Annotated in this window: 11 protein-coding genes; 9 read left to right on the forward strand and 2 right to left on the reverse strand. The window is 44.9% G+C overall.

Going from position 1 to position 12,945, the window contains the following annotated elements; all coding sequences use genetic code 11:
- The first annotated feature begins 4 nt into the window (after window positions 1–4).
- The 8 genes from C7475_RS16850 to C7475_RS16885 all read left to right on the forward strand — a co-directional run bounded on the left by C7475_RS16850 (window position 5) and on the right by C7475_RS16885 (window position 10,311).
- Complete coding sequence (locus tag C7475_RS16850) at window positions 5–1,570, forward strand: RagB/SusD family nutrient uptake outer membrane protein (RefSeq protein WP_110054545.1); 1,566 nt, start codon at window positions 5–7, stop codon at window positions 1,568–1,570.
- Window positions 1,571–1,634: 64 nt separating this feature from the next.
- A complete protein-coding gene (locus C7475_RS16855) occupies window positions 1,635–3,635 on the forward strand; it encodes an alpha-galactosidase (protein ID WP_110054546.1) in 2,001 nt (666 codons plus the stop codon).
- 22 nt (window positions 3,636–3,657) lie between these two features.
- The gene (locus C7475_RS16860; RefSeq protein WP_110054547.1) at window positions 3,658–5,841 is read left to right on the forward strand and encodes an alpha-galactosidase; all 2,184 of its coding nucleotides are present in this window, start codon (window positions 3,658–3,660) and stop codon (window positions 5,839–5,841) included.
- 39 nt (window positions 5,842–5,880) lie between these two features.
- Window positions 5,881–6,900 (forward strand): GntR family transcriptional regulator, encoded by a 1,020-nt coding sequence (locus C7475_RS16865; RefSeq protein WP_110054548.1) that lies wholly within the window; start codon window positions 5,881–5,883, stop codon window positions 6,898–6,900.
- Between the two features lie 4 nt (window positions 6,901–6,904).
- The gene (locus C7475_RS16870; protein WP_110054549.1) at window positions 6,905–8,503 is read left to right on the forward strand and encodes a solute:sodium symporter family transporter; all 1,599 of its coding nucleotides are present in this window, start codon (window positions 6,905–6,907) and stop codon (window positions 8,501–8,503) included.
- A 183-nt stretch (window positions 8,504–8,686) separates the two neighbouring features.
- Complete coding sequence (locus C7475_RS16875; protein WP_158286523.1) at window positions 8,687–9,484, forward strand: DUF1573 domain-containing protein; 798 nt, start codon at window positions 8,687–8,689, stop codon at window positions 9,482–9,484.
- Between the two features lie 72 nt (window positions 9,485–9,556).
- On the forward strand, window positions 9,557–9,691 hold the full coding sequence (locus tag C7475_RS33535) for a DUF4269 domain-containing protein (protein WP_110054551.1): 135 nt from the start codon (window positions 9,557–9,559) through the stop codon (window positions 9,689–9,691).
- Between the two features lie 47 nt (window positions 9,692–9,738).
- Window positions 9,739–10,311 (forward strand): hypothetical protein, encoded by a 573-nt coding sequence (locus C7475_RS16885; protein WP_110054552.1) that lies wholly within the window; start codon window positions 9,739–9,741, stop codon window positions 10,309–10,311.
- 43 nt (window positions 10,312–10,354) lie between these two features.
- On the opposite strand, the gene C7475_RS16890 is transcribed toward C7475_RS16885, so the two are convergent.
- Window positions 10,355–10,645, reverse strand: a complete 291-nt coding sequence (locus tag C7475_RS16890; protein ID WP_110054553.1) for a hypothetical protein — start codon at window positions 10,643–10,645, stop codon at window positions 10,355–10,357.
- Window positions 10,646–10,894: 249 nt separating this feature from the next.
- The gene (locus tag C7475_RS16895; protein ID WP_110054554.1) at window positions 10,895–12,181 is read right to left on the reverse strand and encodes a hypothetical protein; all 1,287 of its coding nucleotides are present in this window, start codon (window positions 12,179–12,181) and stop codon (window positions 10,895–10,897) included.
- Window positions 12,182–12,337: 156 nt separating this feature from the next.
- Here C7475_RS16895 and C7475_RS16900 point away from each other — a divergent pair, with 156 nt between their 5' ends.
- A complete protein-coding gene (locus C7475_RS16900) occupies window positions 12,338–12,811 on the forward strand; it encodes a hypothetical protein (RefSeq protein ID WP_146217575.1) in 474 nt (157 codons plus the stop codon).
- Window positions 12,812–12,945: the final 134 nt, after the last annotated feature.

Below are 12,945 nucleotides of genomic sequence, written 5' to 3' on the forward strand. Positions count from 1 at the left end.
TATTATGAAACGTAATATAACAACATTGGCACTGGCAGCGGGATTCATCATGTTCTCCGCTTCCTGTAACAAATTTCTCGACGAAAAGAGTTTAACCAGGCTTGATCAAAATCAGGTATACGCTGATGTGAATCTTGTGGAGACCAGTCTTAAGGGGGCTTACGCTAACTGGAAAGGTTTCCGTACAGATGAACAGGGACTCATCATGATGATGGGAACGGATGAAATACAACAGGGAGCTTTTCAGATGAAGAGCGATCGGAGTAAAGGTGGTATTGACCGCTTTGACGCTAACCTGAATTCGAACCTCACCCATCTTACTAACCAGTGGGATATCCGCTGGCCGGTGATAAATGAAGTTGCCAGAATTGTTGCGGGACTTAGCTCAACAGAAGTAACGCCGGGTTCCCGCGAGGCTAAATTACTGGGTGAGGCTTCTTTTATACGTGGCTTCCTGGATTTCGAGATGGCGATGTACTGGGGTGAAATTCCCATCGCAGATGTGGCCCGTTCAGGTGAATTAGGTGGCCGCCGCCAGCCGCTGAAAGATGTTTGGACTTTTATTATTGCAGACCTTCAACGTGCTGCTGATAATTGTCCTGATAAGAATGATGTCGGACGTGCTACTTCCGGCGCCGCATGGGCAATGCTGGGTAAGGCTTATATGTCTGCGCCTGAAACTACTGGCCTGCGTGACTTTGCAAAAGCTGCTGCATGCTTTGAGAAAATGATGAGTGCGTATTCCCTGGTACCTTACAAGGACCTGTGGGATTACACGAAACCAAATACTGCTGAAGCTATCCTGGAATTCCAGTTTAGCCCTGTCTATCCCAACAATAATAAAATACAGTTCCAGATAGGTTCCCGTGCAGTACAGAACTTCTTTGGTGATGGTTGTTTTTATTCCGGTTATGATAAGATCGTACCTACCAAGTATGCTTACTCCACAGTTGCAGATGGTGGTATATGGGAAGATGGCGACGTGCGTAAGGAAGAAAGTATCCGCTATGATTTCACTTACTATGGTGTAACGCCTACCCTGGACCCCGTTAAATGGGAAGACCTGGGCGCTGATCATGATGAGCTGAAACCACACGTAAAGAAGTATGAGGACTTCCGTACAGACAAGCATACAGATAATAAGTATGACAATATGTGGTATTCCGGTAAAAATATTCCGGTGCTGCGTCTGGGAGATATCAAACTTTGCTATGCGGAGTGTTTAAATGAATTGGGTCGTGGAGGTGAAGCAGTAGACGTGGTAAATGAAGTACGTACACGTGCGTGGAATAATAATCTGCCAGCCGATAAAAAATGGCAGGCAATGTCCCAGGACGCTTTCCGTACAGCTATTATGGACGAGCGTATCAGGGAACTCTTTGCTGAAAACTGGCGCCGTATTGACCTGATCCGTACCGGTAAGTTCGTAGAGCTGGTAAAAGCCCGTAACGAATGGACAAAACGGTCAGGAACGATACAGCCCTATCATACTTTATTTCCTATTCCAGACACGGAAATCAAGTTGAACGATGATATTGCGCCTTCGGATCAGAATCCGGGCTATAATTAATAGTCACCTTTAAAAGAGGCAGGTCCGCTGAATACAGGCAGTGGACCTGCTTTTATCATTTATTATGAGGAAGATATTTCGACTCGCCCCGCACATGCTCTTAGCGGTGGCCACACTTTTATGGATGCGCGTAGCTCATGCTGCTACGCCTAACGACTGGAAAATTGTATACGACAAGACGAGTAAAACTTTACGTCTTACAAGGCCCGCAGGGAATGTGAACGTTCAGCTGTATGCTTCCTACAAGTGGAATGGCCGGCTGATCACCACAAAAGATTATGACCGTGGTGTGCTGACAGTAAAATCGGTGAACGATGCATTTGGAAAAGGCTCGCTGCTGCAGGTAACTTATCGCGATGGTAAACTACCTACACTGGTGCAGTCTTTCTACCAGTACACCGGCAAAGACTATCTGCTCACAGATTTTACGCTGGAAGCAGCTTCCGGCAATGTTGCATCTAACTATATGGCGCCCGTGAATCTCAATGATATGACACAGGTGCTTGGTAAGGGCAATAACCGGGCTTTGTTTGTACCATTTGACAATGACAAATGGATCCGTTTCCAGTCTCACCCACTGGATTTCACGACACTTACCAGTTATGAAACAACAGCGGTTTTCGATGGTGATACCCGCAAAGGCCTGGTGGTAGGATCGGTAGAGCATGACTTCTGGAAGTCGGCTGTGATCATGAATAAGGCAGAAAATGGCAATGGATATACGTTGACATGTTATGGTGGCGCTGCAGATTCCACTACCCGTGATCTCCTGCCACATGGCGCGAAGGAAGGGCATGTTATCAAATCGCCTAAAGTAATGTTAGGGGTATTCAACGACTGGAGGACTGGGATGGATGCTTATGGCGCGGCGAATGCGACGATAGCTCCTCCGAAAGCATGGAACAAGGCAATGCCTGTAGGATGGAACAGCTGGGGTGTATTACAGTTCAAGATCAGCTATGAGAAGGCGTTGGAAGTATCCGATTTCTTCCACGAAAATCTGCAGCCGAACCATTTTGTAAATAAGGATGGAGAAGTGGTGATCGGCCTGGATTCTGGCTGGGACCGTTTTACAGAAGAACAGCTAAAAGATTTTGTAAAGCATTGTAAAGAGAATGGTCAGATGGCAGGTATTTACTGGACGCCTTTTACCGATTGGGGTAAAAATCCGGACAGGAATATCAAAGAAGCACCGGAGTATAAGTTTAAGGATGTTTATTTGTATGCAAATGGGCAGCCGCAGGACCTGGACGGAGCATACGCTATAGATCCGACCCATCCGGCTATTGAGCAGCGCATGCAGAAAGTGGCAGATCTTTTTCACCGTTGTGGTTTTCAATATGTTAAGGTTGATTTCATGGCACATGGCGCTATTAATGCCGACAAATGGTACGATCCTAAAGTGAAATCCGGTATCGCTGCTTATAATTATGGCATGCAGTTACTTGACAAATACTTCGGGGATATGTATATTAACCTTTCGATTGCTCCAATTTTCCCTGCTCAATACGCCCAATCACGTCGTATAGCCTGCGACGCCTGGAATAAGATCAAGGATACGGAATATACGCTGAACGCAGTTTCCTATGGCTGGTGGATCAACAAGATCTACAGGTTCAATGATGCCGACCACGTAGTACTACAGGAAGCAACAGAAGGAGAGAACAGGGCCCGTGTCACATCAGCGGTTATTACAGGCTTGTTCATTGCCGGTGATGATTTCAGTAAAGGAGGAAGTGAAGAGGGCAAAACCAGGGCAAGGAAATTTTTAACAAATGCAGAAGTAAATGCAGCTGCTATGGGACATAGTTTCCGTCCTGTAGAAGGAACGGGTACGCGTTCTGAAGATCAGTTCGTGTTTACAGATGAACAGGGTAATACTTACTATGCCGCTTTTAATTATGGAGACAAAATCCGTAGCATACAGCTGCAATATGAAAGGTTAGGACTTGATCCGAAGAAGCATTATAGCGTACGTGACCTCTGGTCGCATACCGATATCGACGCGGGTAAGACCATCGACATTCAGCCTAAAGATGTTCTTTTTTTGAAAATCAATAAATAAGCTCTACTAACAAATTGTATCCATGAGGAAGAAGTTATTGCCCATTTTGCTTTTCCTGATTGTTGTTACCCATACAGCAGTTAAGTCGGAAACTATTCATATAGCGACCAATGAGACAGAACTTGTTTTACAGACGGCACAGAACGGACGGCTATTTCAACTTTATCTGGGACCACGTTTAGCTGCTGCGGATGATTATAATCATCTGACAGCAACTATGAAATCCAAAAGTGACGGACAGTCATGGGAGGCATACCCTGTATCCGGCACCGAAACTTATTTCGAACCAGCGTTCGGCTTGCGTCATAATGATGGCAATATGGCCACCGTATTGACGTACGTATCGCATGATGTAAAGAAAGTATCAGACGACGTTACAGAAACTGTCATTACGTTGAAAGATGTTTTATACCCGGTACAGGTAAAACTGTACTACCGCACCTTTGCGAAAGACAACATTATTGAGTCCTGGTCAGAGATCAGCCACAATGAGAAGAAAGCAGTAAACATTAGCCATTATGCTTCTTCCATGTTGTACTGGAAGCGTGCGAAATATTTCCTGACTGAGTTCAGCGGAGACTGGGCGAAGGAAGTAAATATGAATACCCAGCAGTTGAACTTCGGTAAAAAGATGATCGACTCTAAACTGGGAGCCAGGGCAAGCCTGCACGTATCTCCTTTCTTCACGGTAGGACTGGGTGATGCTCCCCGTGAGAACGACGGACAGGTATTGATGGGTACCCTGGGCTGGACAGGTAACTTCCGCTTTACATTTGAGGTAGATAACGAAAACAACCTGCGTGTTATTTCCGGTATCAATCCTGAAGCGGCTGACTACACACTGGAGCCTGGAAAGGTGTTTGCTACCCCTACTTTCATCTTCACGCTGAGCACCCAGGGAACGGGTAAAGGCAGCCGTGACCTGCACCGCTGGGCACGTAATTATCAGATTAAAGACGGGAAGGGCGATCGCCTCACCCTGCTCAATAACTGGGAGTCTACCGCGTTTGATTTCGATGAGAAAAAGCTGGAAGGCCTTATAGAAGAAACAAAATATCTGGGTACGGACATGTTCCTGCTGGACGATGGCTGGTTTGGTAACAAATATCCCCGTCATAGCGATACGCAGGGCCTGGGCGACTGGCAACCTACTGCCAATAAACTGCCTAATGGCGTACCTGCGCTTGTTAAAGCAGCAACCCGTACCGGCGTGAAATTTGGCATATGGATAGAACCTGAAATGGTGAGCGCGAAAAGTGAGCTCTTCGAGAAACATCCTGACTGGGTCATCATGTTACCTAACCGTGAACGTTACTATTTCCGTAATCAGCTGGTGCTGGACCTGAGCAATCCTGCGGTGCAGGAGCACGTGTTCGGTGTAGTAGATCACCTGATGACAGAAAATCCTCAGTTGGCATACCTGAAATGGGATTGTAACAGTCCGATCACGAACATCTATTCACCTTATCTGAAGGACAAGCAGAATAACCTGTATGTAGATTATGTACGTGGCCTGTACAAAGTACTGGACCGTATCAAGGCAAAATATCCTAACCTGCCGATGATGCTTTGCTCAGGTGGCGGCGGACGTACCGACTATGAAGGGTTACGTTATTTCACCGAGTTCTGGCCGAGTGATAATACAGATCCTGTGGAGCGTTTATTCATTCAGTGGGGATATTCCCAGTTCTTTCCATCGAAGGCAATTTCTTGTCATGTAACAAGCTGGAATCATGATGCAAGTATTAAATTTAGGGTGGACGTAGCTATGCAGGGTAAGCTGGGCTTCGATATCAATGTGAAGGAGCTGCGAGAGGAAGAGCAAACATTCTGTAAATCGGCTGTGGCTACGTATAATCGGTTAAAAAAGATTAATTTCAGCGGCGATCAATACAGGCTTGTTTCCCCTTATGATGGTAATCATACAGCCGTAATGTATGTGGGTGAAGGACAAAAGAACGCAGTTCTGTATGCGTATGATGTATATCCCCGTTATGCTGAGAACCTGTTGCCAGTGCAATGCCAGGGCCTGAACCCGGCTAAAAAGTACCGTGTAACGGAAATCAACCTGATGCCAGGTAAAACACCGGCAGAAGCATTTAACGGTAAGGTATACTCAGGGGAATACCTGATGAAGGTGGGCCTGGACGCGTTCACTACCAGTAAGCTTCACAGCCGTATGCTGGAGTTGGAAATGGTGGATTGATAAGCGTGGTGAATAAAAAAGAATAAACTACATGTAGTAATGAGTACAGTTTTCGGAAAGATCCAGGAGTTGGATGAAATACCTTCTTATTCAAAACATGAAAGGTTCGTGGAGGGTATTATCAATGCCATTAACGAGAAGATCATCAGCATAGGAGATCCTTTGCCTTCTGTGAATGCGATGATCTCCGGCCTGGGATATGCCCGGGAAACTGTAGTCAAAGGTTACCGTGAACTGCAAAGCCGCGGTCTTATTGAATCGAAGAACCGTCTGGGTTACTTTGTTTCAGACGATAATACGCAGCAATCGCTCAAGGTAGCGTTGCTTATGTATACCATTGATACTTTCCAGGAACAGTTTTACCGCAGCTTCCGCAATGGACTGGGTGAGAATGTGCTCCTGGACGTATTCTTCCATCACGGTAATATAGAGGTATTTGAAACCGTGTTTTCAATGGTGAAGAATCGCCACTATGGCATGTACGCTATTTCACCTATTCATCATCCGCGTACGAGGGAACTGCTGAACACCATTCCCCGTCAGAAATTATTGATGTTTGACCGTTATGAACCGCTGGAAGGAGATTTTAATTATGTAGTGCAGGAATTTGAGAAGTCATCGTATGCTATTTTTGAGCAACTGAAGGATGTGATCATGAGATTTGACAAGATGTTGTTCTTTCACAATCCTGACTCCCTGTTTCCGCCTGAAATAGTTCGTTCCTTCCAGCGGTTTATTCATGATAATAATATAGAAGGTAAAGTGCTGCGTGAGTACCAGCCCGGATCTGTAGAGAAGGGCGTCGTGTACTATATCAATGATAACGCTGAGTTATGGAGTCTTTTAAGGGACTGTGCCGCAAAAAAGATAAAACCGGGTAAAGATATCGGTATCCTCTCCCATAACGACGAGCCGGTAAAAGAGCTCGTTGGAAACGGAATCACTACTTATTCCGTTAGTTTTAATGATATGGGTACACGGGCTGCCGAGGCAGTGCTGAGCCGGGAACCGGTACATGAAGTAATGCCCACGAAACTGATCAGACGTAACTCCCTTTGATCTCATGAATGTTGGCGCTTTACTGAGCTTTTTACTGGTCACCATACTGGTGGCCGTGATCTCCTGGTATAAAACCAGGAATGAGAATCTGCAAACTGCGGCGGGCTTGTTCTTCGCTAACCGCAACCTGGGCTTCCTGGTAGTAGGAGGGGCCCTTTTCTTTACAAATATCAGTGCGGTACAGTTTATCGGTGAGAATGAGCTGGTATACACCAATAACATGAGTGTAATGGCCTGGGGCCTGTCATCCGTATTTGCGATGTTGCTGGTGTCAGAGTTCATTATGCCGGTATATCTGCGCAGTGGTATTTCCACTACCCCCGATTTTCTCGAAGAACGTTATGATACAGGCACCAAACGTTTTGTTTCGGTGATCTTCCTTGTAAGTTATATTGTCAATATGCTGCCCTCTGTGTTGTACAGCGGGGCCGTTACATTTAATGGCTTGTTCCGCGTATCGGAAACGCTGCATATCGGTTACTGGCCAACTATCTGGCTGCTGGTCTGGATCATCGGGCTGGTAGGCAGTCTTTACACTATATTGGGTGGCTTAAAGGCAGTCGCTATTTCTGATACGGTACTTGGTGTAGGCATGTTTGCCGGTGGTATACTGTTACCTTACGCTGCGTTGAAATACCTCGGGCACGGTTCAGTGGGAACGGGTATTGATATGTTGCTGGCAGCAAAAAGAGATCATTTTAATGCTATTGGGAAAGCGCACGATTCTGTGCCATTCGGTACCATCTTTACCGGTATGTTCCTGGTGAACCTTTACTACTGGGGTACGGAACAGTATATCGTACAGCAGGCGCTTGCCTCCCGCAGTCTGGCGGAAAGTCAGAAGGGCATCGCGGTAGCCTGTGCGGGTAAGATCATCTCGCCTTTGCTGCTGAATATTCCCGGATTGATCGCTGTGCAGTTGTATACGCATATGGACAATACGGCAGAGGTATTCCCTAAAATAGTCAGCGATGTCAGTTCTCCCGTACTTACTGGCTTCATCGCCGCTATTACGTTTGGAGCTGCGCTTACGACCTTTAATGCAGGGTTGAACAGCACAAGCACCCTCTTTGTGCTGAACCTCTACAGGCCATACAAAGCCTGGCGTCAGCAGGAGGTAGGCGAGCGGCAATTAATAAGTGTAAGCAAGCGGTTTGAAATGCTGGTGTGTTTACTGGCAATGATCATTGCACCATTCATAGCCTTTGCGCAGCAGGGGCTGTATACATATATACAAAAGGTTAGCGGCCTGTTTAGCGTACCCATTTTCACGATCCTGCTGGTTGGGCTGTTACATAAACGAATGCCCGCTATTGCAGCAAAAATAGGGCTGATATTCTTTATAACGACTTATGCGGTTTCACAGTTGCTGGTAGATACAGGTTTACATTTCCTGCACGTACTGGCTATCCTTTTTGTGCTGACCGTATTACTGATGCTTGTAGTAGGTGCGATGTACCCCCGCAAAGAGCCGTTCGTACAACAATGGAACAATGTTGTGGACCTACAGCCCTGGAAGAGGAGGCATCTGTATACGGTGTTATTGTTATTGGCGATGATAGCGTTATTTGTGGTGTTCTCACCACTGGTATTAGCGGAGTAGCAAGTATTGACATCACTTGTTATATTTGTCTTAATGAAAATATCCCTTATCGCTATATTGGCGGTCGTAACCTTTATAACCGCGTGTAATCCAGGCAATTACCGATCTAACGATACTACTCGTCCCGTGGACTCGTTCAGGATATCAACTCGAGCTACTGTAATTGATAAAACCGGCAAAGAGATGAAACTGGCTGATGTTATAAAGTCAGACAGCACCCTGGTAATGAGGTTGACGAAGCGGCATCCTGATATAAGCCAGCATATCCTATTATCGAAAGTAAGCTGGTTTACAGCGAAATATCCTCCCACAGATAGTATCATTGTACTTGCAGACGAGCTGCCATCGGATAGTGGCGGGGGATGGAAGGGAATATTGCGAACAGCATCCATTAAAATAAGAGTGTTTAAAATAGACAGTAGTTTACTGCCTGTTGATCTGGAAAGCCAGCAGCGGTCCTATGTCTTTTATCTAAATAAGAAATTGCAAGCAGGTGGAGTGTATGTACCTGATTCTCTGTATGGAGACAAGACCAATAACTATTTTGCAAGTGCTGCTGCTACTATGGGACGCGAACAAACAAATCCGTTGATCGAGCATACTAAGGGCGCTGCCAGGTATTATGGAACTTCCAATCGGTATACAGGGGCGTATTTTGGTAGCCGCCGGGTAGACGTAGGGGCGAGTGTTGTTAACAGAGCCTACTACGAAGACTTTACTTTCCTTAATACAGGAAGAGAGCCGCTTGTGATCTATAAGGTGAGGAATAACTGGAGTGGATCAGGATGCAGTGTTTCTATACCGGATAATTCTATCAGACCTGGACAGAGAGGTCGCATAAGGGTGTATTATAAGCCAGGGAGGAAGGGGACATTTCGTAATGAAGTGCGAGTATATAGTAATGCGTCCGGCAGTCCGCATACGTTTGTTATTACAGGAACAGCGATCAGCGAGAGAGGAGTTAGAACGACGAGGTATTAAGAATGAATCCAAAGATTAGTTTTTGCAGATCTTATAGTTATTTTTCATAGTTATAATAATAGCCTTATCCCAATGAAATATCATTGCCAGAAAATAAAGGTATCCTTTATAAGGTTAAAGAAGCTGGGTTATAAAACAGAACCTGCCTTTTGCATGTATCTCGATATTAAAGGAAATCCTTATCTGGAGCTATTGAAATTGGAATAGTTAGATCAATCCCCCGTAATTCCTTATTTTCAGGTAAAAAAAGAATAATGGTCCGCCGCATCTTATTTGTCTTTGTAGCCCTGTTGACCTTTACCAGGGCCTCTGCACAGTCTCTGCCAGTGGTTGATGTTTCCATGAGCCTGCTCAACTGGACCAAACATCTCAATGCCGATGTAGACAAGTATTTCACCAAAGAGAAAGGAGATGAGCTTACCCGGAACTTCGAAGCCTTCAGAAGGGACCTTACAACTTACATGAAGACAAGGAAAAACCTTTCTGATAATATTTTCCGGAAGGATATTGCCCCTGGTAAAAAGGACCCTGAAAATCTTGAGTTGCTGAAAACACAAATGGGGGACGTTATCCGGCAGATGCGTAATGTGACCGATCTCACTAACGACGAGTTACGTGCGGAAGGGGATAGGTTGAACGATAAGATACATAACGTATTGAACGGCGAAGGAACACAGTATTTATCTGCACTGGAAGTTTTCCTGGCCGGTCTGGACGTAAGTAAAAGAGACATCGCCCTGGATGCAAGTGTGGCGTATGACCGTTTACAACAGTCAATCAGTCTGCTGGCTTCCGCACAGGATAAGATCAGCCGGAAGATGAAATAACATTGGCATTCCGGCTGGTATCATTGTTAAGCCTCATCATCTCTCAACTTCCGGCAAACGGTGTCCCGAAAATGCCGACCGCAAGTTCTACCCATACTACCATCAGGGCCAGTATAATCGCTCCGCATAGGAGGATACGGTGACGCGTTTGTTTTACCTTTCTCAGTACCAGCTCTATCATAAGACCTGTGCCCAAAAGTAGTATACCTGCGATGACAAAATCAGACAATGTCCACTTTACTTCATTTGTGAACTGCATTGCTATCAATGGTATGAGCAATACAAGTGCGGCAGTGGACATAATGCCCGTAAGCCTTTGATTTTGCGTGATCATAGTGTGTTGTTTTTGAGAGATAATTGAATGAGGTCCCGACAAGATACCGCTACCAGAACTAAACGCAACGCCTTTGCTGCAATAGTCATATTTGATTAAGAGTGACAGTAATTTACGCTGGCAGAAATGGATAAAATACCTCCTCTTAGGGTCTGATAAAAGTACTTTGTATATCAAAGTAAAGGCAAATTTTGAGAACAAGCAAATTTTTTTGCTGATAAACTGTTTGGCTATCTTAATTAGTTATTGTTATTGAAAATCGTTTTTATAAACAACGGTACCATCACCGCCGGAAAGTTCTATGTCATCAATTTCACAAAGGCCGTTTGAGCTGAATATCAGCCCGGTGATAAGTCCTGATGATTTAGTGTAGGATTTGGCGAATATTTCTTTCTGGTCAATATAGAACCGGGCGTCCTTATTTTTCACAATGACCTCGATATTATGCCATTGATGGATATCGCAGCCAAAACCTGAGAGGTCGGTGGTTTTACCACTCATGAAATGTTCTCCTACATTCGTATTGATGGTGCCGATGCAACCGGGAAGGGTAGTGAAGAAGTATAATGAATTGCTCTGACCACATATTTCATGCATGATAGTCGGGCACATCACATTTTTAAGCGCAGTAAATCTCATCCTTACTTTGAACCGGAAGTTATCGCTGCTCACATTGAATGCTTCAGGGAAGAAGGCGTACGTGTAAAAGTTTTCATGTTGGGGATCGATTTTGCTGTTAACAATATCCTCTGCTGTAAGGGATAGTTTACCATCCTTTACCGGTGTTGCAGGACGGATATAAGTAGGCAGGCCCTTAAAGAGCGCAGGCTTGCTGAAAAAGAACCAGTCCCTGGTCGGGATGCTTACATCGATAGTTTTAACCACTTTGTTATTGACGAACAGCTTGGCGTTATGATAACCAGGTTCATAGTATATATCAGTCAGGGTATGAGCATGTTTGTCAATTTTTACCCTCCGGTCCCTGTCCCACGACTGCTGGATAAAGAAGCTGTCGCCATTTACCTTACTGACATCATATGTGAATACAACGGTATTGGGAATGTCATTGCTCGTGACCTTTTTAACTGAAAAACCGATATCTTTTTCATTGATGATGTCATTTGTTGAGAAATAGTTATATGACACGATCATCAGGAAAAGAAGAACAGCAATACCCGGAATAAATAATTTATAGGAGAACCAGTGCTTTTTGCCTGCGGGAAGGGAGACCGGAGGAACGGAAGACAAATCATCTGCGTCCTTTATCTTTTCTTGTTCTTTTATCCTGAGGTCCTGCCAGCTGTCATATCCAAGGCAGATGCCGATGGCGTTGAGTGTTGCGACCTGTGGTAGCCTGTTGAACTGGCCGTGTAACAACCGTTTGATGGTGGAAACGCTAATGAGGATGCCGGTGCGTTGTTCTATTTCGGCAGACAAGTGTTCAAAGTCTCGCTGCCGTAAGGATTCCGGATCGGACAACCCTGCCTTACGGCTGATTTCCTGCAGGCAGATTTTTATCAGTTCCTTATCGCTCATATTAGGTTGATCGCAGTTTGAATAGCTTTTGAATGGGTTTTGAATGAGAATTTAACAGGCCTTCACCGACTTTTGGAAGTACAAACCAATTAAAAATAACGATTAAAATTGTAACCAATGACCCGATTCTGGAAAGCTGTATTACTAACAACACTGTTGGCAGGTACCCTGGACATTATAGCTGCGCATGTAGACCAAACCATTCGTACGGGTGCTTTCCCGGTCAGGATGTTTTATATTATTGCAGCTGGCGCTATTGGCTTGAAAAACGCTCTCAATGGAGGACCGGGTATCATCTTATTGGGAATATTCATTCACTATTTTATATCCTTTTCTTTTACGCTGCTGTTCTTCCTGCTGTATCCCACAATAACCAGGTTATCAACCAATAAATATCTCAACGGGGGATTGTTTGGTTTAATTGTTTGGGTAACAATGAATTTTATAGTGTTACCACTTACTGCACTTCCTGATAAACCGTTTGTTTTTAATGTACAGGCAGCAGTAGGATTTTTAGTGTTAATGGTGGTGTTTGGGATACCGGTATCAATAATGGTCCATAAATATTATAAGTCGGGAATAAATGAGGCAAAACGAGTAACGGAAACCATGAAGGGTTCATATAAATAGAGCTACAAACTAAACCTGCCAGTGGGTACGGGGGGATGGTTTGACACCACGTATCGCTCCGGACGCCTTCCTTTTAGTTGTTTACAGCAAAAGGAAGGTTGTCTGCGGGCGATTTTAGCATTATTTCCCAATGC

Source organism: Chitinophaga sp. S165 (assembly GCF_003182155.1).
GTDB lineage: Bacteria > Bacteroidota > Bacteroidia > Chitinophagales > Chitinophagaceae > Chitinophaga.

What these genes read in the sequence shown, in the direction of transcription:
- C7475_RS16895 (WP_110054554.1), bottom strand. Translation starts at nt 12,181, where the DNA reads ATGAGCGATAAGGAACTGATAAAAATCTGCCTGCAGGAAATCAGCCGT.
- C7475_RS16870 (WP_110054549.1), top strand. Translation starts at nt 6,905, where the DNA reads ATGAATGTTGGCGCTTTACTGAGCTTTTTACTGGTCACCATACTGGTG.
- C7475_RS33535 (WP_110054551.1), top strand. Translation starts at nt 9,557, where the DNA reads ATGAAATATCATTGCCAGAAAATAAAGGTATCCTTTATAAGGTTAAAG.
- C7475_RS16865 (WP_110054548.1), top strand. Translation starts at nt 5,881, where the DNA reads ATGAGTACAGTTTTCGGAAAGATCCAGGAGTTGGATGAAATACCTTCT.
- C7475_RS16855 (WP_110054546.1), top strand. Translation starts at nt 1,635, where the DNA reads ATGAGGAAGATATTTCGACTCGCCCCGCACATGCTCTTAGCGGTGGCC.
- C7475_RS16890 (WP_110054553.1), bottom strand. Translation starts at nt 10,645, where the DNA reads ATGATCACGCAAAATCAAAGGCTTACGGGCATTATGTCCACTGCCGCA.
- C7475_RS16885 (WP_110054552.1), top strand. Translation starts at nt 9,739, where the DNA reads ATGGTCCGCCGCATCTTATTTGTCTTTGTAGCCCTGTTGACCTTTACC.
- C7475_RS16860 (WP_110054547.1), top strand. Translation starts at nt 3,658, where the DNA reads ATGAGGAAGAAGTTATTGCCCATTTTGCTTTTCCTGATTGTTGTTACC.
- C7475_RS16875 (WP_158286523.1), top strand. Translation starts at nt 8,687, where the DNA reads ATGAAACTGGCTGATGTTATAAAGTCAGACAGCACCCTGGTAATGAGG.
- C7475_RS16850 (WP_110054545.1), top strand. Translation starts at nt 5, where the DNA reads ATGAAACGTAATATAACAACATTGGCACTGGCAGCGGGATTCATCATG.